This is a genomic window from Streptomyces sp. BE20 (genome assembly GCF_036322525.1).
GTDB lineage: Bacteria > Actinomycetota > Actinomycetes > Streptomycetales > Streptomycetaceae > Kitasatospora.
Window position 1 is genome coordinate 214,106 of record NZ_JAQYWW010000939.1, and the last position, 25,669, is coordinate 239,774.

Annotated in this window: 25 protein-coding genes; 13 read left to right on the forward strand and 12 right to left on the reverse strand. The window is 75.3% G+C overall.

Going from position 1 to position 25,669, the window contains the following annotated elements; all coding sequences use genetic code 11:
* Positions 1–164 precede the first annotated feature (164 nt).
* Positions 165–2,315 carry an RNA polymerase recycling motor ATPase HelR gene (helR, locus tag PUR61_RS22920; RefSeq protein WP_329881210.1) on the forward strand — a complete coding sequence of 717 codons (2,151 nt, stop codon included), beginning with the start codon at positions 165–167 and terminating at the stop codon, positions 2,313–2,315.
* 47 nt (positions 2,316–2,362) lie between these two features.
* Here the strand turns inward: helR and PUR61_RS22925 are convergent, their stop codons facing one another.
* The 8 genes from PUR61_RS22925 to PUR61_RS22960 all read right to left on the reverse strand — a co-directional run bounded on the left by PUR61_RS22925 (position 2,363) and on the right by PUR61_RS22960 (position 9,829).
* Positions 2,363–3,214, reverse strand: a complete 852-nt coding sequence (locus PUR61_RS22925) for a polysaccharide deacetylase family protein (protein WP_329881211.1) — start codon at positions 3,212–3,214, stop codon at positions 2,363–2,365.
* Between the two features lie 6 nt (positions 3,215–3,220).
* The gene (locus tag PUR61_RS22930) at positions 3,221–4,021 is read right to left on the reverse strand and encodes an SDR family NAD(P)-dependent oxidoreductase (RefSeq protein WP_329881213.1); all 801 of its coding nucleotides are present in this window, start codon (positions 4,019–4,021) and stop codon (positions 3,221–3,223) included.
* Positions 4,018–4,998, reverse strand: coding sequence for a DMT family transporter (locus PUR61_RS22935; protein ID WP_329881214.1), 981 nt, complete (start codon positions 4,996–4,998; stop codon positions 4,018–4,020). The genes PUR61_RS22930 and PUR61_RS22935 overlap by 4 nt, the downstream gene beginning before the upstream one ends.
* A gap of 91 nt (positions 4,999–5,089) precedes the next feature.
* The gene (locus PUR61_RS22940; protein WP_329881215.1) at positions 5,090–6,781 is read right to left on the reverse strand and encodes a condensation domain-containing protein; all 1,692 of its coding nucleotides are present in this window, start codon (positions 6,779–6,781) and stop codon (positions 5,090–5,092) included.
* A gap of 124 nt (positions 6,782–6,905) precedes the next feature.
* Positions 6,906–7,685: a 4'-phosphopantetheinyl transferase family protein gene (locus PUR61_RS22945; protein ID WP_329881217.1), complete on the reverse strand. Its 780-nt coding sequence runs from the start codon at positions 7,683–7,685 to the stop codon at positions 6,906–6,908.
* Positions 7,682–8,500: a hypothetical protein gene (locus PUR61_RS22950; protein WP_329881218.1), complete on the reverse strand. Its 819-nt coding sequence runs from the start codon at positions 8,498–8,500 to the stop codon at positions 7,682–7,684. Before PUR61_RS22950 ends, PUR61_RS22945 begins: the two co-directional genes overlap by 4 nt.
* A gap of 4 nt (positions 8,501–8,504) precedes the next feature.
* The gene (locus PUR61_RS22955; protein ID WP_329881219.1) at positions 8,505–8,795 is read right to left on the reverse strand and encodes an acyl carrier protein; all 291 of its coding nucleotides are present in this window, start codon (positions 8,793–8,795) and stop codon (positions 8,505–8,507) included.
* A 101-nt stretch (positions 8,796–8,896) separates the two neighbouring features.
* A complete protein-coding gene (locus PUR61_RS22960) occupies positions 8,897–9,829 on the reverse strand; it encodes a 3-oxoacyl-[acyl-carrier-protein] synthase III C-terminal domain-containing protein (RefSeq protein ID WP_329881220.1) in 933 nt (310 codons plus the stop codon).
* A gap of 156 nt (positions 9,830–9,985) precedes the next feature.
* Between PUR61_RS22960 and PUR61_RS22965 the strand changes: the two genes are divergently transcribed.
* The 5 genes from PUR61_RS22965 to PUR61_RS22985 all read left to right on the forward strand — a co-directional run bounded on the left by PUR61_RS22965 (position 9,986) and on the right by PUR61_RS22985 (position 13,886).
* Positions 9,986–10,300, forward strand: coding sequence for a hypothetical protein (locus tag PUR61_RS22965; protein WP_329881222.1), 315 nt, complete (start codon positions 9,986–9,988; stop codon positions 10,298–10,300).
* The gene (locus PUR61_RS22970; RefSeq protein WP_329881223.1) at positions 10,297–11,478 is read left to right on the forward strand and encodes a glycosyltransferase; all 1,182 of its coding nucleotides are present in this window, start codon (positions 10,297–10,299) and stop codon (positions 11,476–11,478) included. The genes PUR61_RS22965 and PUR61_RS22970 overlap by 4 nt, the downstream gene beginning before the upstream one ends.
* Positions 11,479–11,593: 115 nt before the next feature.
* On the forward strand, positions 11,594–12,559 hold the full coding sequence (locus PUR61_RS22975; protein ID WP_329881224.1) for an ATP-binding cassette domain-containing protein: 966 nt from the start codon (positions 11,594–11,596) through the stop codon (positions 12,557–12,559).
* 26 nt (positions 12,560–12,585) lie between these two features.
* Positions 12,586–13,350 carry an ABC transporter permease gene (locus tag PUR61_RS22980; RefSeq protein WP_329881225.1) on the forward strand — a complete coding sequence of 255 codons (765 nt, stop codon included), beginning with the start codon at positions 12,586–12,588 and terminating at the stop codon, positions 13,348–13,350.
* 197 nt (positions 13,351–13,547) lie between these two features.
* A complete protein-coding gene (locus PUR61_RS22985) occupies positions 13,548–13,886 on the forward strand; it encodes a hypothetical protein (RefSeq protein WP_329881226.1) in 339 nt (112 codons plus the stop codon).
* Between the two features lie 80 nt (positions 13,887–13,966).
* Here PUR61_RS22985 and PUR61_RS22990 read toward each other — a convergent pair whose 3' ends face one another.
* The 4 genes from PUR61_RS22990 to PUR61_RS23005 form a co-directional block, all read right to left on the reverse strand.
* Positions 13,967–15,316 carry an aminotransferase-like domain-containing protein gene (locus PUR61_RS22990; RefSeq protein WP_329881227.1) on the reverse strand — a complete coding sequence of 450 codons (1,350 nt, stop codon included), beginning with the start codon at positions 15,314–15,316 and terminating at the stop codon, positions 13,967–13,969.
* Positions 15,313–16,254, reverse strand: a complete 942-nt coding sequence (locus PUR61_RS22995) for an alpha/beta hydrolase (RefSeq protein WP_329881228.1) — start codon at positions 16,252–16,254, stop codon at positions 15,313–15,315. Before PUR61_RS22995 ends, PUR61_RS22990 begins: the two co-directional genes overlap by 4 nt.
* Positions 16,255–16,283: 29 nt before the next feature.
* Entirely contained in the window at positions 16,284–17,057 is a 774-nt protein-coding gene (locus tag PUR61_RS23000) for a methyltransferase domain-containing protein (protein ID WP_329881230.1), read from the reverse strand.
* 230 nt (positions 17,058–17,287) lie between these two features.
* The gene (locus tag PUR61_RS23005; protein ID WP_443035221.1) at positions 17,288–18,382 is read right to left on the reverse strand and encodes an alpha-hydroxy acid oxidase; all 1,095 of its coding nucleotides are present in this window, start codon (positions 18,380–18,382) and stop codon (positions 17,288–17,290) included.
* Positions 18,383–18,570: 188 nt separating this feature from the next.
* Between PUR61_RS23005 and PUR61_RS23010 the strand changes: the two genes are divergently transcribed.
* The 7 genes from PUR61_RS23010 (at position 18,571) to PUR61_RS23040 (ending at position 25,570) form a co-directional block, all read left to right on the forward strand.
* Positions 18,571–19,995: a class I adenylate-forming enzyme family protein gene (locus PUR61_RS23010; RefSeq protein WP_329881232.1), complete on the forward strand. Its 1,425-nt coding sequence runs from the start codon at positions 18,571–18,573 to the stop codon at positions 19,993–19,995.
* A gap of 294 nt (positions 19,996–20,289) precedes the next feature.
* Positions 20,290–20,577, forward strand: a complete 288-nt coding sequence (locus PUR61_RS23015; protein ID WP_329881233.1) for an acyl carrier protein — start codon at positions 20,290–20,292, stop codon at positions 20,575–20,577.
* Positions 20,574–20,864: an acyl carrier protein gene (locus PUR61_RS23020; protein ID WP_329881235.1), complete on the forward strand. Its 291-nt coding sequence runs from the start codon at positions 20,574–20,576 to the stop codon at positions 20,862–20,864. The genes PUR61_RS23015 and PUR61_RS23020 overlap by 4 nt, the downstream gene beginning before the upstream one ends.
* Positions 20,861–21,982, forward strand: coding sequence for a beta-ketoacyl synthase N-terminal-like domain-containing protein (locus PUR61_RS23025; RefSeq protein WP_329881237.1), 1,122 nt, complete (start codon positions 20,861–20,863; stop codon positions 21,980–21,982). Before PUR61_RS23020 ends, PUR61_RS23025 begins: the two co-directional genes overlap by 4 nt.
* On the forward strand, positions 21,979–22,494 hold the full coding sequence (locus PUR61_RS23030) for a hypothetical protein (RefSeq protein WP_329881239.1): 516 nt from the start codon (positions 21,979–21,981) through the stop codon (positions 22,492–22,494). Before PUR61_RS23025 ends, PUR61_RS23030 begins: the two co-directional genes overlap by 4 nt.
* A gap of 164 nt (positions 22,495–22,658) precedes the next feature.
* Entirely contained in the window at positions 22,659–24,296 is a 1,638-nt protein-coding gene (locus PUR61_RS23035; RefSeq protein WP_329881241.1) for a class I adenylate-forming enzyme family protein, read from the forward strand.
* A complete protein-coding gene (locus tag PUR61_RS23040; RefSeq protein ID WP_329881243.1) occupies positions 24,293–25,570 on the forward strand; it encodes a beta-ketoacyl-[acyl-carrier-protein] synthase family protein in 1,278 nt (425 codons plus the stop codon). The genes PUR61_RS23035 and PUR61_RS23040 overlap by 4 nt, the downstream gene beginning before the upstream one ends.
* Positions 25,571–25,669 lie beyond the last annotated feature (99 nt).

Genomic DNA, 25,669 nt, shown 5'->3' on the forward strand with positions numbered 1-25,669 from the left:
CGGGGATTGGGAGATTCACCTAGTGCATGTGCTTTTGTCGGTCTACAGCCCGTGCGACGCCGTCGAACCGGGGGCGGGCCGTACGCCCCGGCAGCGGGTGACCGGGGCGCGGCCCTGCGGGTCGCCGGTCCCCGCCGGAGCGACCCCGGATCGGAGCCGCTGACATGAACCCCCTGACCATCAGCGCCTTCGACCTCCCCGACCGCCTGGCCGCCAAGGCCGACCCGGCGCTCATCGGCCGCGACGAGCAGCACTTCGAGGACATCGGGGTCAGCCTCGAACAGGCCATCGCGGAACTGTCCGACAACCTCGACACCGTCCGCCGGGCGCCCGGCGGAATCGGCCGGGAGGCGATGGACCGGGACATCGAGGTCCACCGGCTGACCGACCGCCTGCGCACCCTGCGCCGCTTCGGCCTGGACCTGTGCCTCGGCCACATCGTCGGCGCGGACGACTCCGAGCCCCTGTACATCGGGCGGCTCGGCCTCACCGACAGCACGGGCCGCCGGCTGCTGATCGACTGGCGCTCCCCCGCCGCCGAACCGTTCTTCGCGGCGACCCACGCCAACCCGATGGGGCTGGCGAGCCGCCGCAGGTACCGCTGGACCAAGGGCCGGATCAGCGACTACTGGGACGAGGTGTTCACCACCGACGGGCTCGAAGGACACGCCGCACTCGACGACCAGTCCGCCTTCATCGCCAGCCTGGGCGGCAACCGGTCGAGCCGGATGCGGGACGTGCTCGCCACCATCCAGGCCGACCAGGACGCCATCGTCCGGGCCGGGTCCCGCGGCGCCCTCGTCGTCGACGGCGGGCCGGGGACCGGGAAGACCGTCGTCGCCCTGCACCGCTCGGCCTACCTCCTCTACGCCGACCCCCGCCTCGGCCACCGGCGGGGCGGCGTCCTGTTCGTCGGCCCGCACGAGCCCTACCTGGCCTACGTCGCCGACGTCCTCCCCAGCCTCGGCGAGGAGGGCGTGCAGACCTGCACCCTGCGCGACCTCGTCACCGAGGGAGCCACCGCGGCGGTCGAGAGCGACCCGGAGGTGGCCCGGCTGAAGTCGTCCGCGGGCCTGGTGAAGGCCATCGAGAAGGCCGTCAGGTTCTACGAGGAACCGCCGACCGAGGCCCTGACGGTGACGACGCACTGGTCCGAGATCCGGCTGACCGCCGACGACTGGGCCGAGGCCTTCGACGCGCCGGAGCCGGGCACCCCGCACAACGAAGCCCGCGAGCAGATCTGGGACGAGCTGCTCTCCATCCTGACGGACAAGCACGACGGCGAGGACGTCCCGCCCGACCAGTTCCGCCGGTCGGTGATGCAGGACCGGGAGCTGGTCACCACCGTCCACCGCGCGTGGCCGCTGCTCGAAGCGGCCGACCTCGTCGGGGACCTCTGGACGGTGCCCGCCTACCTGCGGATGTGCGCCCCCTGGCTCGACCGCGAGGACGTCCTCAAGCTCCGGCGCAAGGACGCCCAGGCCTGGACGGTCTCCGACCTGCCGCTCCTGGACGCGGCGCGGCAGCGGCTCGGCGACCCGGAGGCGGCACGGCACAAGCGCCGGCAGAAGGCCTACGTCGCGGCCGAGCGCGCCCGCATGGCCGACGTCATCGACCACCTCGTCCAGGCCGACGAGGACGGCGAGAACGCGCTGACCATGCTGCGCGGACAGGACCTCCAGGCCAGCCTCGTCGACGAGTCCGCGCTGCCCGGCCGGGACCCGGAGCCCCTCGCCGGCCCGTTCGCGCACGTCGTCGTGGACGAGGCGCAGGAGCTGACCGACGCGGAGTGGCAGATGCTGCTGCTGCGCTGCCCGTCCCGGAGCTTCACCATCGTCGGGGACCGCGCCCAGGCGAGGCACGGCTTCACCGAGTCGTGGCAGGAGCGGCTCGAACGGGTCGGACTCGACCGGATCGAGGTGGCCTCCCTCAGCGTCAACTACCGGACGCCGTCGGAGGTCATGGCGGAGGCCGAGCCGGCCGTCCGCGCCGCGCTCCCCGACGCCAACGTGCCGACGTCCGTCCGCAGCAGCGGCATCCCGGTCGTGCACGGGTCCGTGGCGGAGCTCGACCCGATCCTCGACGGCTGGCTCGCCGAGCACGCCGAGGGGACCGCCTGCGTCATCGGCGATCCGACGTTCGTGCCGACGCCCCGCGTCCGGTCGCTGACGCCGGAGCTGTCGAAGGGGCTGGAGTTCGACCTGGTCGTCCTCGTCGACCCGGAGGCGTTCGGCGAGGGCGTCGCGGGAGCGGTCGACCGCTACGTCGCGATGACCCGTGCGACCAGGCAGCTCGTCGTCCTCACCCGGTCCTGACGCCGCCCGGCGGGCGGCGGGCGGCGCCGTCGCCGACCGCCGGAACGTCAGGGACTCCGGGGAGTCCACGGAGTCCCGGGGGGCGCCGCCGTCGAACGGTGGCGCCCCCCGGGGCCGGGGGCCGGAACGCCGTGGTCGCGGAGCGGGCCCAGCCGGAGCGCACGGTCGCGGCAGTGGTCGGCGATCAGGGGGAGCGCGTCGAGCGTCGCGCGCCAGGAACCGGGGGCCGAGGTGCAGTCGGAGTCGTGCAGGAGGAGGGTGGCACCCCCGGTGAGACCCGCCCGGGCGGTGCCGTAGACGGAGCCGCCGGTGGCACCGGCGACCCAGTCCCGGCCCCAGGTGGTCCACAGCACGGTCCGCAGGCCCAGGCGGCGGGCGGCGAGGGCCTGACCGGCGGCCAGCACGCCGTACGGCGGCCGGTACCAGGACGGGCGGGCGCCGCAGAGATCGGTGACCGCCTCGGTGACGCGGCGCAGTTCGCGCAGGTCACGGGCGGGGTCCGGGTACCACTGGCGCCGGTGGTACCACCCGTGGACGGCGACCTCGTGGCCACGGGTCACCAGCTCGCGGCCGAGTCCGGGCGCGCGTTCCAGCATCGTGCCCAGCAGGAAGAAGGTGGCGCGCAGGCCCAGCGCGTCGAGGGCGTCGAGGATCTCCGGGGTACCGCGCGGGTCGGGCCCGTCGTCGAAGGTCAGCGCGACGTGCCGGGGGTCGCCGTACCCGGCGGTGCGCCGGGCCGCGAGGCGCCGGACCGGCGGCAGCCGCACGGCGGCCGGGGCGAGGTGGAGGAGTTCGGCACCGGCGGCGACCAGCGCGGCGCCGCCGAGCGCCCGGGCCCCGGGCCCACCCGGCCGGCCGCTCGTGCCGCTCCCCCGGCCCCGGGCCCGACCCCGGCCCACCGGCGCCTAACCGAACCGGGACGCCATCCGCCGGAACACGCCCGGGGCGACGCCGTGGATCCGGGCCGGGTAGCCCAGCCAGCGCGGCACGAAGACCCGGTCGCGGGCGGTGGTGACGGCGTCGACGACGATGCCGGCCACCCGCTCCGGGCTGACCGGGCGGGGGCGTTCGCGCTGGTACGGCGTGCCGCGCTTGGCGAAGAAGGGGGTGTCCACCGCGCCCGGGAGAACCAGCCGGACACCGACGTCGGTGCCCCGGAGCTCGTACCAGAGGCTCTCGGCGAACATGGTCAGCCCCGCCTTGGTCGCCGCGTACGCCGCCTCGTCGCGGACTCCGACCTGGCCGGCCATCGAGCCGATCAGGACGATCCGCCCCCGGTCGCGCTCCAGCATGCCGGGCAGGAGGAGCCGGGTCAGCCGCAGCGGGGCGGCCAGGTTGACCTCCAGCATCCGGTCCAGCGTGTCGACCGGGGTCCGGGCGAAGGGACCGCGCCAGCCCAGGCCCGCGCCGGCGATCACGGCGTCCACCCGCCCGGCCGAGGCGACGGCCGCCTCGGCGAGGCGCTGCGCGCCGTCGGGCTTGGCGAGGTCCTCGGGGAGCGGCAGCCCGCCGGTGCGGTCGGCGACCGCGTCCAGCCGGGAGCGGTCGGTGCCGGAGAGCAGCAGGCGCCAGCCGGCCGCGGCGAGGCGGCCGGCAGTGGCCGCGCCGATACCGGAGGAGGCGCCGGTGATCAGGACGACCGGCGGGTCGTCGGCGGGGCGGGGCCGTTTCCGCCGCGAGGGTGGCGGGGCTTCGTCCGTCGTCATGGCACCTGCCGCTCTGAGCGCACCTGGCCGTCCTTTTTGTCCGGCATGCCACCTTCGCACGACGGAGCCGTCCGGGCGACCGGGCCCGGCGCGGGAGCACGGCCCGGCGCGGGGTCGGCCCGGGCGCCGTCGCCGGTCGGGGCCGGTCCCAGCTCGGCCTCGACCTCGCCGAAGCGGGACAGCACGACGGTGCCCCCGACCGCGACCGCGAAGCCGGTCAGCGCGCACCAGGCATAACCGGGCCGGGCCGCGTCACCGAGGGCCGCCACCCCGACCAGCGCCGGGCCGAAGGTCTCGGAGATCGTGCCGGCGGCGGTGGCGGCGGTCACCGTGCCCCGCTGCAACGCCAGCGCGTAGGCGAGGTACCCGCCGAGACCGCCGACGGCCAGCGCGTACCCCGCCGGATCGGTGAACACGGTGAGCGGCCCGGAGACGTCGAGGACCCGGACCGCCAGGCTGGTCACGCCGAAGCCGACCCCGGCGAGCAGGCCGAGACCGGCCGCCGCGGCGTTGCCGCTCCGGCGGGCGAGGACGAGGGTGAGCAGCAGCATCAGCGCCGTCGTGGCGAGCAGCGCCCAGTGGAACACGGCCGGGGCGTGGTCGCGGCCCTCGCTCCCGGAGCCCAGCGCGAGCAGGGTGAGGCCGGCCACCACGGCGGCGATGCCCAGCAGGTCGCTCCGGCGCAACCGGGCGCCGAGCAGGCGGGCGGCGGCCAGGGCGGTGACGGCGAGGCTGGCGTTGGTGACCGCCTGGACCAGGAACAGCGGCAGCGTGCGCAGCGCGACGATGCTCAGCGCGAAGCCGGCGACGTCCAGACCGGTACCGAGCAGGAACTGCCAGGAGCGGAGCAGCGCGGCCAGCAGCCCGACCCGCACCCGGTCCGCCTTCGGCGCCTCCCGCGCGCCGCGCGCCTGGAAGACCGACCCGAAGCCGAAGCAGACGGTGGCGACCAGGGCGGTGGTGAGTCCGAGCAGCATGGCTCTCCCAGCCTCGGGGGCAGGATCCACCCCCAGTCTCCGCCCGGCGGCTCCCCGGTGCAGCGGGGAGCCGCGGCGGAGAACGCCGTGCTCAGGCGCGGCCGGGGCCCTCTGCGGTGGCGGGGAGCGCGGCCCAGCCGGCGGGGACGGCGCCGGTGTGGTGGTGGACGGCGTAGTGCTGCGGGGCCACGGCCGTCGCGCGGCCGGGGAGGACGGCGATCACCGCGCGGTGGGCGGTCTCGGGGGTGAGGGCGGGGTCGGTGGTGGCGATCCGGGCGGTCAGCCGGCCCTCGACGCAGGAGACCTCGACCAGCAGGTCGGGGCCGAACGCGTCGGCGAGCAGGGTGCGGACGGCGTCGAGGTGGATCCAGTCGGCCCCGACCCGGTGCCAGTCGCCGGTCCGGGTCGCGGGGCGAAGGCCGCTCAGCGCGGCCAGCTCGGCGAGCGGGAGCGGGCCTTCGACGGCGGCGGCGAGGACCGCGGGCACGGCGCGCGCGAACCGCTCGGTCTCCTCCCGGTCGAGGACCTGGGGGCAGGCCAGGAGCGCGAACTCCAGGCTGCCGGTGGCCCGGAGGATGTTGACCATGAGGCGGACCGGAAGCGGCTGGTCGGGCAGCCAGGTCACCTCGGGGTCGGTGGTGGGAGCCGGGCGGGCCTCGGACATCGCCTCGGGGATGGTGAGGCTGAGGTCGTTGACGACGACCTGGCGGGTGAACCTGGCGCCGCGCCGCTCGGCGACGTCCTCGATGAGCTGCCAGACCTTGTCCGCGTTGAGCGTGCTGTTCCAGTAGCCGTTGAACGAGGCGACCTTGACGCGGCCGATCAGCTCGTCGAGGTCGGCGGCGTCGGTGTCGAGGGCGAGCAGGGCGTCCTGGGCGAGGGTGCCGATGTGGTCGGCCATCGCCGAGCGCTGGCGGTTGGCCGAGAGCGCGGCGAAGACCAGCTCGGTGCGGGCCGCGCGGTGGGCGGTCAGGGCCGCGAGGACGGCGAGCAGGACGACGGAGGGGCCCGCGCCGGTGCGGCGGGCGACGATGTCGAGGTCGGCGGCCCCGCTGCGGGAGCGCACCACGAGGGTGGCGAGACCGTCCGGCGGTCCGGTGATGCCGTCGGTCGCGAAGACGACCTGCGGGCCGGTGGTGAGGATGTTCTCCCAGTGCCGCAGCGCGGCCTGGGTCTTGCGGCGGCCCTGGGAGCTCTGCTCCTGCTCGGCGACCTGGAGCGGGGTGCGGGAGGTGACCGGCGGGAGGTCCTTGCCGGCGGCGAGGGCGGTCCAGTCCTCGATGAGCAGGGTGACCGCGGCGGCGTCCACCCCGGCGTGGCAGGCCACGACGACGAGCCGACGCAGCTGGTCGCCGTCCGTGAGGAGGGTGAACCGCAGCCGGGGGGCCGCCGCCAGGTCGAACGGGACGGCCACGTCGGCGCGGCCCAACTCGTCGGCCAGCTGGTCGAGTTCGGCTTCGCCGAGGGCGCCGGCGGGGACGGTGGTGACGGTGAACTCGCCGTCGCCGTGGACGTTCTGGAGCTCCGGGAAGCCGTCCGCGCCGGGGCCGGGCGGGAAGCCGGTGCGCAACGACTCGTGCCGCTCCAGGAGGGCGCGCAGGGCGTCGAGGGCGGCGGGCAGGGTGGTCCGGTCGGGGACCGGCCAGACCGACTCCTTGTTGATCTGCTCGGGGCGGTCGCGGCGGATGCAGCGGATCATGTTGTCCTGGCCGAGGGTGAGCGGGCCGGAGCCCGAACTCGCACCGCTGTACCGGATCGTGATCCGCCCGCTGGTCTCTGTCACGTCGTACGTGCCCTTCGGCTCGCCGGGTCTGCCGGGGGCGCCCCGGCGGCGGTGCGGGTCGGGGCGCCGTCGGCGGCCCGACCGAGTGGTCCGGACCGGAGGTCCGGAGGGTTCCGACGGCTCGTCAGTTCAGCGCCCGGGCCGGCATGTCGGCCGACCAGGCCCGGACCGCGACGCGGATCGGGCGGGCACCGACGGCGGCCACCGCCGCACGGAACGGGCCGGGGACGGGCACGTCGTCGATCCGGCACGGGCCCGGCCCGAGTGCACCCGGGTCGGCAAGGAGCAGCGGCGCCGGGCCGGCCATGGGCAGGCCGAAGCCCTGGACGAGCCGCCCGCCGTAGGCCTTGACGCAGGCCTCGCGGCGGCACCACAGCTCGGTGAACCGCTCGGCGGGCCGGGCGTCCGCCGCGACGGCGGCGGCCTCCCCGGCGGGGAAGTAGCGTCCGGCGAGACGGGTGGCGGTCCGGGTGTCGCGGACCTCCTCGACGTCGACGCCGATCGCCCGCCCCCGGGCGAGCGCGAGCACCGCGAGCGCCCCGGAGGCCGAGTAGTTGAGGCTGACCGACCCGGACGGCGTCCCGGGTCCGGCGCTCAACTCCGGCTTGCCGTGCGGTCCTTGGTGTCGGACGAGGTCTGCGGGCCGACAGCCGAGCCGCGCACCGAGGAGCTGCCGGACGGCGCCGTGCACGACGGTGAACCGGCGGCCGAAGCCGGGGTCGGGGCTCGCCGCGCGGGCACGCTCGTCCGGATCGAGCACGCCCCGCAGGGCGTCGGTCACGGACTCCGGCTGGTCGGTGGGGATCAGCCACACGTCGATCAGGTCCGCGGTCCGGCCGCCCTCGGGGTCGGATTCGGGGTCGGGGCCGGCCCGACCACCGGCCGGGCCGCTGCCGTCGGTCACGGCCCGGCCCGCAGGGTCAGCGTGGAGAGCACACCGAGCCGCCGGTCGAGGTCGGCGAGCAGCACGGGCCGCCGTTCGTCCCGCCAGCCCGGCAGGCGGGCTGCGAGTTCGGACCAGAGGCCGGTGAACGGCTGCCCGGCGGGGGTGCGGATCGCGTCCACGTCGGGCACGTCCAGGCCGGCGGAGAGCAGGACCGCCGTGTCGGCGCCCAGCGCCTCGGCCTGTCGGCGTACCTCCTTGGCCGCCGACTCGGACTCCATCAGGCTTTCCTGATGGACCGTCAGGTTCTCGCCCGGCCCGGTCTCGCAGACCAGGACCACGGCGCAGTGCCGTTCGGGCAGGACCACCGGTTCCGGCGGCAGGTAGTGCAGGGCGGTCTGCTCGGCGAGCACCACGACCGCGCGACCGCCGATGCCGGTCCGCCAGTACGCGACGGCGGCGCGCAGCGCACCGAAGGCGGTGGCGGTTCCCTGGTCGCACAGGGCCAGCGCGGTCGGTGTGCCGGCGCAGGAGCGGCTGAGCGCCAGCGAGGTGGGCGCACCGGGGCGGATGTCCGGCGAGTCGAAGGCCTGGATCAGCAGGTCAGCCGGTTCGTCCGGTCCGAGCGCCTCGGCGAGCAGGCCCGCGGCCAGCTCCTCGTACGCGTGCCCGACCCCCTCGGTCAGCAGGTCCTCGCGGAGCGGCAGTCCGTAGGGGCGGACCAGGTCGGAGACGAACACCCGCAGGTCCGGGTCGAGCGAGAGCTCGGAACGGCCGTCGGTGTACCGCGCCAGCACCCGGGTCAGGCCGAGGCCCGGGGCGGATGCGGCGGCCATCCGGTCAGTCCTCGGGAATGACGTGCGTGGCGACGTACTGGGCGAGCTTGGTCAACGAGCGGAGGTCGTCCTCGCTGATCTGCTCGACGTCGACCTGGATGTCGAGCGCCTCCTCGACCTCCAGGATGAGCTCGATGGTGCCGGCCGAGGTGAGGCCCAGGTCGTCGAAGAGGCAGGCGTTCTCGGGGATCTCGGGGAGGTCGCGCTTGAGGACGCGCGGAAGCAGCTCGCCGAGGCTGTGCAGGACCCGGTCGCGCAGCTCGGCTTCGGTGGTCTGGACCACTTGATCGGACATGGTGGGACCGTCCCGTCGTGCGTGGAGTGGCAGGGAGTGGGCGCGGAATCCGGAAGGGAATCCGGCGCGGGAGCCGGCGATCGGGCTCGACCGGTGGCTCGTCAGTGCTCGACGACCATGGCGGAGAACGTCGCTCCGATGCCGGCGGCGGCCAGCAGGTAGCGGTCACCGCGACGGAGCATCCCCCGCCCGACGGCGGTGTGCAGATTGATGAGGCCGTCCGCAGCGAAACTGTGCCCGACAGCGGGCACGTTGTCCAGCACCGCGTTCCCGATCGGGAAGCCGATCCGGCGGCAGATCATCCGCCAGGATGCCTGGTTGACGTTGTGCGGAAGCAGCGCGACCAGGTCGGAGAGGTCCAGACCTGCCTGGTCCAGGGCGGCCTCGATCGCCTCGACCATCACCGCGGGGTACTCCCGCTGGTAGCGGGCGAGCAGATCCTGGTCCTCGGCCAGCCGGCCGTCGAACTCGGGTCGCTGGCGCACCGCGTAGGAGAGCACCCGGTCGCGCTCGCCGTGGGCGCTGACCAGGCAGGCGGCCGCGCCCTCGGCGAAGATGCCGGTCTCCGGCACCACCTGGGCGTCCTTGGTGAAGGTCTTCTCCCCGGTCAGCACCAGGGCCAGCGCCTCCCGGTCGGGATCCCCGGCGAGCAGGCGGCCGGCCAGGTCGACGGCCAGCAGGCCGACCGCACAGGCGTGGTGGGTCACGGTGAAGGCCTGGGCGTGGCCGAGGCCGTACCGGTGGAGCAGGTCGTGCAGCGGGTTCAGCGGGTACGGGACGGCTACCGGCATGCTGCGCGCATGGATCACGAAACGGACGTGCCGTTCGCGTCCGCGCAGCTCCGGGAGAGCGTCGACGGCGGCTCCGAGGAGGTCGGGCAGCTTCCCGTCCGGGTCCAGTCGCAGCTGGTCCAGGCCGTGGAAACGGCGGAAGAGTTTGAGTTGACGTGGGGTCAGGCCGATCCGCTCGCCCACTGCCTCAATGGGCACGGTGTGGTGGGGGAGGTGAACGGCCACTGCCTCCAGTGCGGTCACGCGGGCTAGTATTCCCACGCCCGGCGGGTCCGCACAAGTGATCTCGGGCGGTTGCGGCACACATCCCGCACACTCCCCGAACGCGCCGCCCACGGATTCGCCCCGTGCCGTGCGGCCGTCCCCCGCCCCCGTGCCGTCGAGCAGGTGGAGCCACAGATGACCGACCCTGACATCCCCGTCCCCGCGAACCCGGCCGCCGTGCCGCCGGTCCGCCCCGAGCTGGTGGCGGTGTTGGTCGAGGCCGCCGACGCGCCGCCCGCGTGGGCCTCGCGGGTCACCCCGCAGGCCCGGCTGGACGGCGACCTGCTCCTGGACGAGACCGAGATCGGCGCGCTGGACGGCCTGCTGCGCGCCCGGTTCGGCCCGGCCGCCGACCTCGTCGCGCTGCGGTCCGGCCTCGACCTGGCCGGCCTGGAGGCGCTGACCGTCGCCGACGTCGAGCGCCTGCTGCCCGCGGAGGACGCCCGATGAGCCGCTTCCTGGTGGTCGTGCCGCCCCTCACCGGACACGTCAACCCGACCGTCGGCCTGGCCCGTGAACTGGTCGCCCGCGGGCACGAGGTGGCCTGGACCGGCACCGAGTCGGTGCTGCGCCCGCTGCTCGGGCCGGACGCCCGGGTGTTCGGCACCGGCACCCGGGCGTTCCGGGCGCAGGGCGGGCACGGGCTGGCCGCGGTCCGCTCGCTCTGGGAGGGCTTCATCGTCCCGTACGCGCGGTTCACCGCGAAGACGCTGGACGCGGCGGTGCGCGAGTTCCGGCCGGACGCCCTGCTGGTGGACCAGCACACCCCGGCCGGGGCTCTGGTGGCGCACCGGCACCGCCTGCCCTGGGCCACCCTGGCGCCCGGGGCGATGGAACTGGGTCGACCCTTCCGAGGGTTGCCGCAGGTCGAGGAGTGGATGACCGGTCTGCTCCAGGGCCTGTGGCGGCGGGCCGGGCTGCCAGCGGAGGAGTACGTCGACCCGCGGTTCTCGCCGGACCTCGTGCTCGCGTTCACCGGCCCGGCGCTGACCGGCCCGCAGCCGTTCCCCGCCGAGTACGCGCCGGTCGGACCGGTGCTGGCGGACCGGCCCGCCGATCCGGCGTTCCCCTGGGAGCGGCTGATGGAGGGCCGCCGGCGGGTCCTGGTCACCATGGGCACGCTGGCCGGCGAGCTGGGCGCCGACTTCCTGGCGCGGGCGGTGCGGGCGGTGGAGCTCTGCGGGGAGGACGTGCAGCCGGTGTTCGCGGCGCCGCTCGACCTGCTGCCCGGGCTGCCGGCCCACGCCGTCGCGGTGGACCGGGCGCCGGTCCTGGAGCTGATGGCCCGCGGCGCCCTGGACGCGGTGCTCTGCCACGGCGGGATGAACACCGTGGGTGAGGCGCTGGCCCACGGACTGCCGCTGGTGACGGCGCCGATCCGGCACGACCAGCCGTTCGTGGCGGCGCAGGTGGTGGCCTCCGGGGCCGGACTGCGGGTGCCGTTCGCCCGGGTGACGCCCGATCAGCTGGCCGTCCGGCTACGAACCGTGCTGGACGACCCGGAGTACCGGGCGGCGGCGACCCGGGTCGGGGCGGCGCTGCGGGCCGGCGGCGGGGCCCCGGTGGCGGCCGACCGGGTGGAGGCGCTGGTCGCGGACGGTGCCCCTCAGGCCAATCCATTGGTCTAGGCCATTGTTTCCGGGGTGCCGCAGACCCTAGGGTGGCCCGCAGCACCACTTCCCAGGTGTCCCGCGCGCCGCATCCCAGGCGCCCCGGCAACCCATCCCCGCTCGGGAGTTCTGGTTGATCGAGACCAAGGGACTTCGCAAGTCCTACCCTTCCAAGAAACGTGACCAGGACGCTGTCGACGCCGTTCGCGGCATCGGTCTGGACGTGGCGGCGGGTGAGATCTTCGGCTTCCTCGGCCCCAACGGCGCCGGCAAGACGACCACGCTCCGCATGCTCGCCACGCTCATCCGGCCGGACGGCGGCGAGGCCAAGATCGCCGGCGCCGACCTGTTCGCCGACCCGGCCGAGGTCCGCCGCCGGATCGGCTACGTCGCCCAGGGCGGTGGCACCACCGACTCCGTCACCGCACGCGAGGAGCTGGTGCTCCAGGCCCGCATGCACGGCTGCGGCAAGTCCGAGGCGCTGTCCCGCGCCGCGGAGGCGCTCAATGCCTTCGAACTCACCGAGTTCGCCGACCGCCCGTGCCGGACCTACTCGGGCGGCCAGCGGCGCCGGGTCGACATCGCACTGGGCGTCATCCACTCCCCGAAGGTGCTCTTCCTGGACGAGCCCACGGTCGGCCTCGACCCGGCCAGCCGCGGCCACGTGTGGGCGGAGATCCGCCGTCTGAGCGACGAGGGCATGACCGTGGTGGTCACCACCCACTACCTCGACGAGGCGGACGCGCTCTGCGACCGCGTGTCCATCGTCGACCACGGCGAGGTCGTCGCCGAGGGCACGCCCGAGACCCTCAAGCGCGAGATCTCCGGCGACGTCGTCCTGCTCGGCCTGGGCGCCGGGGAGGCCGAGTCGGCCGCCAAGGCCCTGCGGGAGGAGCCCGACCTGCCGGTCCTGCACCGACTGGAGCTGCGCGGCGACGACGGCCTGCGGCTCTACCTGGACGACGGCGCGGCCGCCATCCCCCGGCTGCTGCGCGCACTCGACGCGGCCGGCGTGGCCTCGGGCACCGTCCAGCTGCAACGACCCAGCCTGGACGACGTGTTCCTGGCCCGCACCGGCCGCTCCATCGAGCAGTCCTGACCTCAGATCCCCGAGGAGGGGCTCCCATGAAGCTCGCCCGCGACACCTGGCTGGTGTTCCAGCGCCAGCTGCTGCTGATGTGGCGGACACCGATCTGGATCGCCGTCGGAGTGATCCAGCCGATCTTCTACCTGCTGCTGTTCGCGCCGCTGCTCAAGACGGTTCTCGAACCGATGGGCGCGACCACCTACGCCCAGACCTACCAGATCTACGTGCCGGGCCTGCTGGCGGTGCTCTGCATCTTCGGCGGCCTGTACACGGGCTTCAGCCTGCTCGGCGAGCTGAGGGCCGGCATCATCGAGCGGGCCCGCGTGACGCCGGTCAGCCGACTGGCCCTGCTGCTCGGACGGGCCCTGCGCGAGACGGTGGCGCTGCTCGTCCAGGCGGTGATCATCACGCTGATCGCGCTGCCGTTCGGGCTGCGGGTGGGCCCGGTGAACCTGCTGCTCGCCTACCTGCTGCTCGGCCTGCTGGCGCTGATGACGTCGGCGATCTCGTACGGCATCGCCCTGCTGCTGCCGGCCGACGAGGCGATGGCTCCGGTGGTGAACACCCTCGCACAGCCGATCGCACTGCTCTCCGGGGTGCTGCTGCCGCTGGCGCTGGCACCGATCTGGCTCCAGTCCGTGGCCAAGTGGAACCCCTTCTACTGGGCCGTGGAGGGCATGCGCGCGCTGTTCTCGGGCCACGTGGGGGACAGCGTGGTCTGGCAGGGCCTGCTGATCGTCGTGGTGATGACGTCCGCCGCCGTGTACTGGTCGGCGCGGCTGTTCTCGACCCGGGTGCGCTGAGCCTCCGCCCGGTCGGGCGGAGGCAGGCCGGGGAGGTCGTGCGGGTGCGCCCGCGCGGCCTCCCCGGCCTTCGTCCGTCCCTCCTCCTGCCACTCCGTCACCTCCCCGGCACGAAGCGGCGATCGGTTGTCCGGCGACCACGGCGGCCCTATCGTCGTGGGCAGCCGACCGCCCCCCGCACGACGAGAGGAACCCCCATGAGCCCTCGCTCCGAGAACACCCCGGTCGCCGGCCGGGACGCCGCCCCCGTGCGGCGGCGGCGTACGCGCCTGGCCCTCGCGGGCGGGGCGATCGCGGCGCTGCCCGTGGTCGGCCTGCTCGGCGCGGGCACGGCCTCGGCCGAGCCCGTCGCCTCCGTCGAGGTCGTGGGCAAGAAGCCCCCGGCCAAGGTCACGGCCGCCAAGCCGCCGGTCAAGGCCGTCGCGGCCAAGCCGCCGATGAAGGCTGTGGCCGCGAAGCCGCCGATGAAGGCCGTCGTCGCGAAGCCGCCGGTCAAGGCCGTGGCGGCCGATCCGCGGGCGCACGGCACCCCCTGACGGTCCGGACCCGTCCCCGCAGCACGGAACGGCGGCGACGTCCCCTCCCGGGGGCGTCGCCGCCGTTCTGCGGTCCGGGGCTACCGCGCGTCCGCGCCCGCCCCGCTCCGCCCGGCCTCGGCCCGGACGAACCCGGCCAGCTTGGCCACGCCGTCCTCGATCTGGCCGGCCGTCACCGAGGAGATCGAGAGCCGCAGGCGGCGCTCTCCCCCGCCTGCCGGGTAGAACGGCGCCATCGGCGTCCAGAGCACGCCGTGGTCCCGGGCGCAGCGCTCCATCGCCGCGTCGTCCGCCGCGAAGGGCACCTCCAGGACGGCGAAGAAGCCGCCCTCCGGAACGTTCCAGGACAGGCCCAGGCGGGCCCGCTCGGCCGCCGGGAAGTGCCGGTCCAGCTCGGCCAGCAGGGTGGCCATGCCGGCCGCGTAGTGGGCCGTGGCGGGGGCGTTGGCGGCCCGGAGCCGGCAGTCGTGGGTCAGCAGCATGCCGCCGATCACGGCCTGGCTGAGCGCCGGCGTGTTGACCGTCGTCATGCTCTTCAGCTTGGCCAGCTGGTCGGCGAGCAGGGTGCGCCGCCCGTCCGGGCCGGTCACCTCCTGGTCGGCGACCACGTAGCCGAGCCGGGCGCCGGGGAAGCAGGTCTTGGCGAAGGAGCCCAGGTAGACGACCTGCCGGTGGCGGTCGAGGGCCTTGAGCGTGGGCCGCTCGCCCGGGTCGCGGGCGAAGAAGCCGTACGGGTTGTCCTCGATGATCAGCAGCCCCTCCTCCGCCGCCGTCTCCAGCAGCCGGGTCCGGGCCGCGACGGGCATCGAGGTGCCGGAGGGGTTGGCGAAGTCGGGGACGACGTACAGGGCGCGCGGGCGCCGGCCGTCGGCCCGGACGGCCCGGGCGGCGGCACGGACGGCCTCCGGGTCGGGGCCGCCGTCCGCGCCCTCCGGGACCGGGACGGTGGTCAGGTCGAGCAGCCTCGCCGCGCCGGTGACCCCGACGTAGCAGGGCGAGCTGACCAGCACGACGTCGTCCGGGCCCGCGCAGAGCGCACGCAGCGTCAGCAGCATGCCCTCCTGGGCGCCGACGGTCAGCACCAGCGCCTCGGGCGGGACGGCGAGGCCCTCGTCGTTGGCGAGGGTGCGGGCCACCAGGTCGGCGATGACGCCCTTGGTCGGGCCGTACTGGAACAGCACGGTGCGGATCGCGTCCCGACCCAGTCCGCGCGCGGCCAGGTGGTCGAGGAACGCCTCCAGGTAGGCGGTGACGTCCTCCGGCTCGAAGAAGCCCTCGTAGGGGCGGCCGGGGGCGAAGGAGACGGCGCCGGGGTAGCGGGTGGTGACCTCGTTCAGGAAGGTCATCGCGTCCAGCAGCGGGTCGGAGAGCGAACCGTGCAGGTCGCCGAGGTCCAGGGACACGGTCTGCGGGGCCGTCGGCGCGGTCACCGGAGGGCCTCGCGCAGCCGCGCGGCGGCGTACGCCTGCGCCTCGGCGGCGGCGTCCAGGGTGCCCGTCATCGCGAAGAAGCCGTGCGGGACGCCGTCGAAGCGGCGGGTCTCGGCCGGGACCCCGGCCGCCCGCAGGGCCTCGGCGTACTGCTCGCCCTCGTCGCGCAGCGGGTCGTACTCGGCGGTGATGACGGTGGCGGGGGGCAGGCCCGCCAGGCTCGGGGCGCGCAGCGGGGACGCGTGCGGGTGGTCGCCGTCGGTCGGGCCGGCCAGGTAGTGGCCCCGGTACCAGGCGACCGACCGGCGGTTGAACAGCGCCGGGTCGTCGTACTCGCGCAGCGAGGCGGTGTCGGCGCGCTGGTCGGTGTTGGGGTAGACGAGCAGCTGGTGGCGGATCGCCGGGCCGTCCTCGTCACGGGCGATCAGGGTGAGCGCGGCGGCCAGGTTGCCGCCGGCGCTGTCGCCGCCGACGGCGAGCCGGTCCGGGTCGATGCCGAGGGTGTCGGCCTGCTCCGCCAGCCACCGGGCGGCGGCGCGGCTGTCGTGGACGGCGGCGGGGAACGGGTGCTCGGGGGCGAGGCGGTAGCCGACCGAGGCCGTGAGGCAGCCGACCGCGTTGGTCAGGGCGCGGCAGATGGCGTCGCTGGTGTCGGGCGAGCCGAGCGTCCAGCCGCCGCCGAACAGGTAGAGCAGGACGGGGAGGCGGCGGCCGGGCGCCGGGCGGGCGGGCCGGTAGAGCCGGAGCGCGAGCTCGCCGCCGGGGCCGGGGATGCGGTGCTCCTCGACGGCGGAGACCGGTTCGGGGGTGCCGGCGGCGGCGCGGATGTCGGCGAGGTCGGCGGCGCGGGCCTCGGCCAGGGTGAGGGTGTAGAGCGGCGGCGTGCCGGAGCTCGCGCGGCGGTCGCGCAGCGCCTGGGCCTGGGGGTGCAGTGGCATCGGGTGTCCCGGGGGTCTGGCGTCGGGTCTCAGCGGTCGGCCTCGACGTAGACGGTCTCGTCGGTGCGGAAGGCGGTGTCGAGGTCGGCGACGTCGGCCCGCGCGCCCTCGCGGTAGGCGCAGGGGCGGATCTGCCCGGGCTCGAACCCGGCCCGGGTGAGGACGTGCCGCAGCTCGTCGAGGTCGTAGATCCACTGGTGACCGTAGTGGCGGAAGATCTGGTTGACCAGGAAGGCGGGGCGCGCCGGCATCGGCGGGCCGAAGCCGAGGGTGGTGAGGCGGCGGCGGTGCTTGGCCAGGAAGCCGTCGTCGGTGGCGTAGCCGACCAGGTAGCGGGCCAGGTCGGGGGTGGTGATCCGCAGGACGCCGCCGGGGCGCAGGACGCGCCGGGCCTCGCGCAGCCAGCCGACCGCGACCGGCATGGTGACGTGCTCGATCAGGTGCTCGGCGTAGACCCAGTCGACGCTGGCGTCGGCGAAGGGCAGCGGCTTGGAGATGTCGAGCTGGGTGAACCAGCGGTCGCCGTCGACCCGGTAGAGGGTACCGGGTTCGGTGCCGGTCCCGGGGCTGCGCAGCGCGGTGAGGTCGGTGCCGAGTCCGCCCGGGTGGGCGGTGCGGAAGGCGGCGAACTCGATGCCGGTCAGGCCGAGGTCGGTGAAGTCCCGGTGGTCGAACGGGAGCCCGCCTGCGGCCGGTTCGAGTGTGCGGCAGGTGGCGACGTCGGCGCTGAACCGGTCGAGCTGGTCCTCCAGGCCGTCCGGGTCGTCCCAGTCCCAGCCGGGAAAGGCATTCTGTCTGCTCATGGTGTCGGTCTTTCCGTCGTTCTCGTCTGGTGCTGGGCGGTGTGTCAAAAAGGGCCCGGAGGCTGCCCGATGGTGCCTCCGCCGGGTACCGGACGGCCCTGCCGTCCGGTCCTTCCGGCTGCCCGATGGTGCCGTCGTCGCGACGCCTCCGGGGGGGCCGCCGGGTGCGCCGCGGCGCGGCGCGGCGTCGCGGCGGGATCAGGTGCCGCCGGGATCAGGTGCCGCCGGGATCAGCCGGTGGGCCAGGGGGCGAGGGCGGTGCGGTCCAGGTCGGCGAGCCGGGGGCGGCCCAGCAGGGCCATGGTGTGCTCCAGTTCGTCGCGGAGCAGGTCGAGGACCCGGGTGACGCCGTCCTCGCCGCCGGTGGCCAGGCCCCAGAACGCCGGACGCCCGACCAGGACGGCGCGGGCGCCGAGGGCGAGGGCGACGGCGATGTCGGCGCCGCCGCGCACGCCGCCGTCAAGCACGGCGGGGATGTGCGGCGGGAGGGCGTCGACCACCTCGGGGAGGGCGGCGAGCGCGGGCAGTGCGCCGTCCAGTTGACGGCCGCCGTGGTTGGAGACCACGACGGCGTCGACGCCGTGCTCGGCGGCGAGCCGGGCGTCCTCGGCGGTGAGGACGCCCTTGAGGACCAGCGGCAGCCGGGTGCGTTCGCGCAGCCAGGCCAGGTCGGACCAGGTCAGGGTGGGGTCGAACTGCTCGCGGCCGTGGTCGGCGATGCCCGAACTGCCTTCGGTCGCGCGGTGGGTGGAGGCCATCAGGGCGGGGTCGAGATTGACCGCGCGGATCTCCGGCGGGACGGCGAAGCCGTTGCGCAGGTCGCGCAGCCGGCGGCCGATCCGGGGGGCGTCGACGGTGAGCATCAGGGCGGTGAAACCGGCCGCCTCGGCGCGTTCGACCAGGGAGGCCAGCGCGTCCCGGCGGCGCAGCCAGTACAGCTGGAGCCAGAGTGGACCGGTCGCGGCGGCGGCGATCTCCTCCAGGGTACTGCTGGCGAAGATGCCCGCGACCAGCAGGGCCCCCGCCCGGCCGGCCGCCCTGGCGGTCGCGGTCTCGCCGTCCGGATGGACCAGGCGGTGGTAGGCCATCGGGGCAATTCCGAGCGGCAGTCCGAGCGGTGAGCCGAGCAACTTGACGGCGGTCGAGCAGTCGGAGACGTCGACCAGTGTGCGCGGGCGGAACGCGTAGCGTCCGAACATTTCGCGGTTGGCCGCCAGGGTGCGCTCCGCACCGCTGCCGCCCTCGATGAAGTCCCAGATCTCTGGGGAGAGTTGCTCGCGCGCTGCGCGTTCGATCCCGGCCAGCGTGAGTGGTGCCACGGCCATCCTCGTTCCCGGACGGCCGCGCTCGGACCAGTCCACGGGTCGGCAGCGTAGGAGGTCTGGACCTGATTGGTATAGACCTTGATTTGACCAAACGTCTGTGCAATGGTCTGGCAACGGAATTGACCGTATTGCTCGTGATTACCTACACACGGCGTTCATGACAAATCTCCTCACTGTGTGGAGTGGCGTTGACCCGCATTTCCCCTTCTTCACCGCCGCCTTCTTCACCCCCGCACGCCGATGCCCCCGACGACTGGGTCGAACGGGTGCTGCTGGCCGGTCCCGGGGGTGAGGAGTGCCTCCGCTTCGGCACACCCGTCGACCGCGACGCCCTGCGCGCGCTGGTCGCCGAGCAGGCCGAACGGCTCACCGCCGCCGGCCTCGGCCCGGGCGGCACCGCCGCGCTGCGCCTGCCGCCCTCGCTGGGCTTCGTCGTCGCGCTCCTCGCCTGCTGGCGCCTGCGGGCCCAGGTGGCCCTGCTGGACCACCGGCTGACCGACCACGAGATCGAGGGCGCGGTCGAACGGCTGGCCCCACAGGTCCTGGTGGGCTCCGCCCAGCGACCCTCGGCCGCCGCGCTGCGCGGCTACTCCGTGGTCGACCCGGTGGCCGTCCGGCTGCCCGCCGGCCGGCCGGCCCGGACCGGGCACGCCCTGATCCAGCTCAGCTCCGGCTCCACCGGCCCGGCCAAGATCATCGCCCGGACCGCGGGCGACCTGATCCGCGAGCTCGACTGCTACCGGCGGCTGGCCGACTTCCCCGGCGAGGGTGAGCGGGTCGTCCTGCTGTCCTCGGTGGTCCACGTGCTCGGGCTGGTCGGCGGACTGCTCAACAGCCTGCACGCGCACGCCCCGCTGACCGTCCCGGACCGGATGACGGCGGCGGGTATCCTCGCCAGCGTCGCCGACGACGACCGCCCCACCACGGTGATCGGCGTCCCGTTCCACGCCGAGCTGCTGGCCGGCGCCGCCGGACCGCCGGCGCTGCCCCAGCTCCGGCGGATGGTCGTGGCCGGCGAACTGGTCCGCCCGGGCCTGCCCGCCGCGTTCACCGCGCGGTACGGCGTCCCGCTCGGCACGATGTACGGCATGACCGAGCTCGGGGTGATCGCCACCGATCTGGACGGCACCCTGAACCCGGCCAAGCAGCCCGTCGAGGGCATGGAACTGCGTCTCGTCAACGGCGAGTTGCAGCTCCGCACGGCCGCCTCGCCGTACCCCGGACTGGACGATCCGACCCGCTGGGCCGACGGCTGGCTGCACACCCGCGACGCCGCCGTGGTCGACGGGACCACCGGTCTGGTCACCGTGCTCGGCCGCCGGGACTCGCAGGTCTCGATCGGCGGACTCAAGGTCGACCTCACCGAGGTCGAGCAGACCCTCGCCGCACTGCCGCAGGTCCGGGAGGCCGTCGTGGTCTTCGACGGGGGCGCCATCGAGGCCTACCTCGCCACGGAGGACGGCGCCGACCAGGCGCTCGTCCAGGACGGACTCGCCCGTCAGCTCGCCGCCTACAAGCGGCCGCGCCGGCTGGCCTTCCTCCCGCAACTCCCCCGGACCGCCACCGGAAAGCTGCTGCGCGACCCGACCGCCCTGCGCGCCGCCGCCGGCTGAACCCCGGCCAAGGAGCCTCCCGACACCGCCCACCGCACCACCCCGCTGCACCGCACCACTTCGGAACCACGCACCACCGCACCACCACACCGCCACACCGCCACACCACCGCACCACCGCACCGCCGAACCGCCGAACCGCCCCTGCGGGACCCGGCCGGCTCCCCGACAGGCAGACGCCCCGACAGGCGGACACCGCCACCCGTCGGACCCGGTCCGACCACCCGGACCGGCCGTGTTCACATCCCCGACAACCCCGCGCGCGCCGCACGCGCCCGGGCACAAGGAGCACACCATGCAGGACCGCATCCGCGAGTTCGTCCTCGCCGCCCTGGCCGAGATGCAGTACGACGTCTCCGAGGTCACCGGTGACACCGACCTCGGCCCGGCCGGGCTGGACCTGGAGTCGCTCGCCCTCGCCGACCTCTCGGTCCAGGTCGAGGACGAGTACGGGGTCAAGTTCGACCTCGACGAGATGGAGACCACCGCGCTGATGACGCTCGACCAGTTCACCGGCGACGTCGCCGCCCGGATCGCCGCCGCCGACAACGCCGCCACCGCCACCGCGGGCAGCCCGGCGTGACCGACCTCGCCGGACCCGACCGCGCCGAGGTCCTGGAGATGCTGGCGGCGTTCGGGCAGCGCGCCGTCGAGAGCGTCCCCGAAGAACTGGGTTCCCTCGAACTCACTTGGCTGATAGCCGAGTTCGAGCAGCGCTACGGCATCGAGCCGGATCTCGACGACGAGCGGTTCGAAGCCGTCCGGACGGTGGACGACGCCGTCGAGGTGTTCCGTGCAGCCGTCCTCGCGGCCGCGGGCGGCGCCGCGGACGCCGGAGCCACCACGACCGTCGGAGCCCTACGGACATGATCCGCCACGCCCAGCCCGCCGTCCGGCCCGTGGTGACCGGCCTCGGCGTGCTCAGTGCGGCCGGCACCGGGCCGGCCGCACTCGCCGAGGCCACCGCCCACGGCAAGGCCGCCTTCGCCGCCGTCACCCGGTTCGACGTCTCCGCACGCCGCACCACCCGAGCCGCGCTGCTGCCCGAGCCGCGCCCGCTCGCCGACGCGGTGCTCGCCGCCGCCGACCAGGCCTGCCACCAGGCGGGCCTGCCACCGGCGCCCGGCGACGGCGGCCTGCCCGTGCTGCTCGCCCTCCACAGCGACCTGCGCACCCGGGCCGCCGTCGCGGACGTCGCCGCCGGGACGGCCGCCGCCTGGGGCGCCCGCGGAGTCACCCGCACCTACACCGGCGCCTGCGTCGCGGCCGGCACCGCCGTGGCGGACGCCGCCGCGCTGGTCGCCGGCGGCCGGCACCCCCGGGTCCTGGTCGTGGCCGGACACCTGGTCGAGCCCGGCGTGTTCGCGGCCTTCGACGCCGGCCGCGCCCTGGCCCGGGACGGCGAGCTGCGCCCGTTCAGCGCCGGCCGGACCGGCACCCTGCTCGGCGACGCGGCGGCAGCCGTCGTCATCGAGGCCGAACCGGAGGCCGAACGGCGCGGCGCACCCGTGCTGGCCCGGCTGGCCGGCTGGGGCCGGACCGGCGACGCCCACCACGTCTGCCGCCCCGAACCCGAGGGCGAGGGCGCGGCCCGGGCCATCGAGGCGGCGCTCGCCCGGGCCGGGGTCGCCCCGGCCGAGATCGGCTACGTCAACGCCAACGGCACCGGCTCCCCGCTGGCCGACCGGGCCGAGGCGAGCGCGCTGCGCCGGGTGTTCGGCGAGCACGCCGCCCGGCTGCCGGTCAGTTCCAGCAAGGCCGTCCACGGACACGCGCTGGAAGCCTCGGCCCTGCTCGAACTCGTCGTCACCATCAGCGCGTTGAACGAGGGTCTGCTGCCGGTCAACGCCGGCTGGCTGGGCCCCGACCCGGACATCGGACTGGATCTCGTGCTGGACGGACCGCGCACCGCCCGGGCGCGCTACGCGCTCACCCTCAACTCCGCCTTCGGCGGCGCCAACACCGCACTCCTGGTGGCCGCCCGATGACCGCGCTGCGCATCCTCGCCGAGGCCGTCTGGCCCGACCCGGAGGCCGGGACGCCCGAGCAGCTCCCGCCGTTGCCCGGCTTCTCCGCCTCCTCGTTCAACCCGCTGGTCGCCGAGACGGCCGACCGCTGCCTGCGCGCCCGCCACGGCGCGGCCCCGGCCCCCGGCCGGACCGCGCTGCTGCTGGCCAGCACCGGCGGCGACCGGGCCACCGCCCGCGCGATCGACGAGGCTGCCGCCTCCGAGCGGCGGATGCCCCCGTTGCTCTTCTTCCAGTCCAACCCGAACGCCGTCCTCGGCCACATCGCCGCCCGTTGGGGCCTGACCGGCCCGGTGGTGGCGATCAGCCCGGAGGAGAGCCCACCCGGCCGGGTGCCGCAGGACGCGCTCGACCTGGCCGAACTGCTCCTCGCGGACGGCGACGCCGAGCAGGTGCTCGTCATCGCCGCCGAACAGGCCGACGGCCCCGGCGAGAGCGACCGGGCGGTGGCACTGCTGGTCACCGGCGTCTGAGCCGGACCCCCGCACCACCGACCCCGACCACGTCCCCCGACCGCGTCCACCGACCCCCCGCACGTCTGCGCTCCACCGGCGCGAACGGTCCCCCACCCGCCGCGTCCCGCCGCAGCACGCCCAGCACCTTCAGCACGCCCAGCACCTCGGGAGGGATCCACCCCGTGAGCATCCGCAGTATTCGCACCCTTCTGGCGGACGATCCGGCCGTCGGCGCCGGCAATGTCCTCACCAGCCGGCTCGCCCTCGGCCTCGGCCTCGACGAGCCGCTGCTGACCTTCGACACCGCCGTGGACGACCACGCCGCCTGGCAGCCCTTCACCGTGGCCGAGCTGGACCGCGCGGTCCGCGCCAGGGCCGCGACCCTGCACGCGCTCGGCGTCGGCCGGCGCGACCCGGTGGTGGTGTACGCGAGCGACGCCGCCGACCACGTGCTCTCCTTCCTCGCGCTGGCGCGCCTCGGCGCCATCCCCGCGCTGCTCAACCCCAACCTGCCCGGCGAGCGGGCCGCCCGCTACATCGCCAAGCTGGGCCCGGTCGGCATCCTCGCCGACGCCCCGCACCTCGACGCCCTGGCCGGTCACGACCCGGGCGCGCCCGCGTTCCCGGAGATCTCCACCCTCGGGAGCGGCGACCCGGAGGCCGCCCCGGCGCCGTACCGGCACTGGGCCGGTGACCCGGTCGCGATCACCCACTCCTCCGGCACCACCGGCATGCCCAAGGCCGTGGTCCACTCGCACGCGAGCCTGTACGCGGCGATCCGCCACCGTGCCCGGCTGCCCCGCCCGCAGGGCCAGGAGCGGATGCTCAGCGCACTGCCCGCCCCGCACGCCGCCACGCTGATCGCCGTCAACCTCGCGCTCGCCTCGCACACCCAGCTCGCCGTGCTCTCCAGCCAGTCCGGCGCCGGGGTGCTGGACGCGATCGAGAACTGGCGGCCCAGCGGTGTCGTCGGCTTCGCCGCGACCTGGGCCGACCTCGCCCACCACGACCTGGCCGCACGGGAGCTGGACTCGGTCGCGCTCTGGTGGAACACCGGCGACTGCGCCCACGAGGTGCACATCCGCCGTCTGGTCGCCGCCGGCAGCCGCGAGTCCGTCACCCGCGAGGGCCGGGTCCGGCTGCCCGGCTCGCTGTTCGTGGACGGCCTCGGCTCCACCGAGATGGGCCACTCGCACTTCTTCATCACCCACGGCCCCGGCACCGAGCGGTACGGCCGCTGCGTCGGCCGGCCGCACGCCTTCGTCGACTGCGAGCTGGTCGGCCCGGACGGCGAGCCGCTCGGCCCGGGCGAGGTCGGCGAACTCGCCACCACCTCACCGACCCTGGCGCTCGGCTACTGGAACGACTCCGCCACCACCTTCCGCACCCGGCTGCGCGGCCGGTTCCTCACCGGCGACCTGATGTACCGGGACGAGGAGGGCTACTACTACCACGTCGACCGGGCCGTCGACTCGGTCGAACTCGGCGACGGCAAGCGGCTGTTCACCGCGATGTCGGAGGAGCGGGTGCTGGCCGCCTGCCCCGACGTGCTGGACTGCACCGTGGTCGCGGTCCGCGACGGCGGGCAGGTCGTCACCGACGTCCTGCTGATCCTGGCCGCCGACGCCGACCCGACCGCCGACCGGACCAAGGCCGTCACCGCCGCCCTGGACGAGGCCGCCGCGGCCACCGTCCGCCAGGTCGTGGTGGTGGCCGGCGACGCCATCCCGCTCGGGCCGACCGGCAAGGTCCGCAAGGTGCTGCTGCGGCAGCGCTACCTCGACTCGGTGGCCGCCCCCGCCGCGGCGGACGCCCGATGAGCGCCGGCGCCGCCCGCACCGGCGGCCGCCCGGGCGCCGTGGTCACCGGCATCGGCCTGGTCACCCCGGTCGGCCGCAAGCCCGCCGAGGTCTTCGACGCGCTCATCGCCGGCCGCTCCGGAATCCGCGCGCTGCCCGAGGGCCACTCCGCGCACGGCTGGCTCAGCGCCGCCGGCGTCGCCCCGGCCGTCGACGGCCGCGAGGTGCTGCCGCCCACCGAGACCCGCTGCGTGGACCGGTTCGTGCTGCTCGCCCTCGCCGCCGCCGACGACGCGCTCGCCGACGCCGGCCTGGTGGTCGGCCAGGACTCCGACCCGCACCGCACCGCCGTGGTGCTGGCCACCGGCGGCGGCGGGCTGGAGACCTTCGAGCAGCAGTCGCACCGCCGCCTCGACCGCGGCCGGCCCGGCGTCAGCCCGTACCTGCTGCCCGGCATGCTCTCCAACATGGCCACCGCCCGGATCGCCATCAAGCACGGGATCCGGGGCTTCAGTTCGGCCATCGTCACGGCGTGCGCGGCCGGCGCCCAGGCCGTCGCCGAGGGGCTGCGGCTGATCCGGGCCGGCGACGCGGACGTGGTGGTGTGCGGCGGCAGCGAGTCCTCACTGCACCCGACGATCGCCGCCGCGTTCACCAACGCCCGCGCGCTGGCCTCCGGTTGGGACGATCCCGGGCAGGCCAGCCGGCCGTTCGACGTCCGCCGCAACGGCTTCGTGCTCGGCGAGGGCAGTGCGGTCCTGGTGCTGGAGAGCGCCGAGCACGCGAACGCCCGCGGCGCGGCCGGCTACGCCGACCTCACCGGGTGGGGAGCCTCCACCGACGCCCACCACCCGACCATGCCGCGCCCGGACGGCTCCGGCGCCGCCGACGCGATGCGTGCCGCGATCGCCAACGCGGGCCTGGCGCCGTCCGACATCGGCTACGTCAACGCCCACGGCACCGGCACCAAGCTGGGCGACGTCGCCGAGACCGCCGCGCTGCGCGCCGTCTTCGGCGACCAGGGCCCTGCGGTCAGCTCGACCAAGGGCTCCACCGGCCATCTGCTGGGCGCCGCAGGCGCGTTGGAGGCAGCGGTCACCGCACTCGCGGTGGCCCGGGGGACGCTGCCACCGACCGTCAACCTCACCGAGCCGGACCCGGCCTGCGCACTGGACCACGTCCGGGGCTCGGCCCGTACCGTCCCGCTCGGCGCCGCGCTGAGCAACGCCTTCGCCTTCGGCGGGCACAACCTCAGCCTGGTCTTCGAGCCCGCCTCCACCCGGTCCGCCAGGTAGGGCCGCTCCGGCGGTTCCCGTCGCACCGACGCCCGGCGTCCTGCGCCCGGCGGGAACCGCCGGACCGGCCCTGGCGCGGCAGCGTCGCCGCGCCGCCCG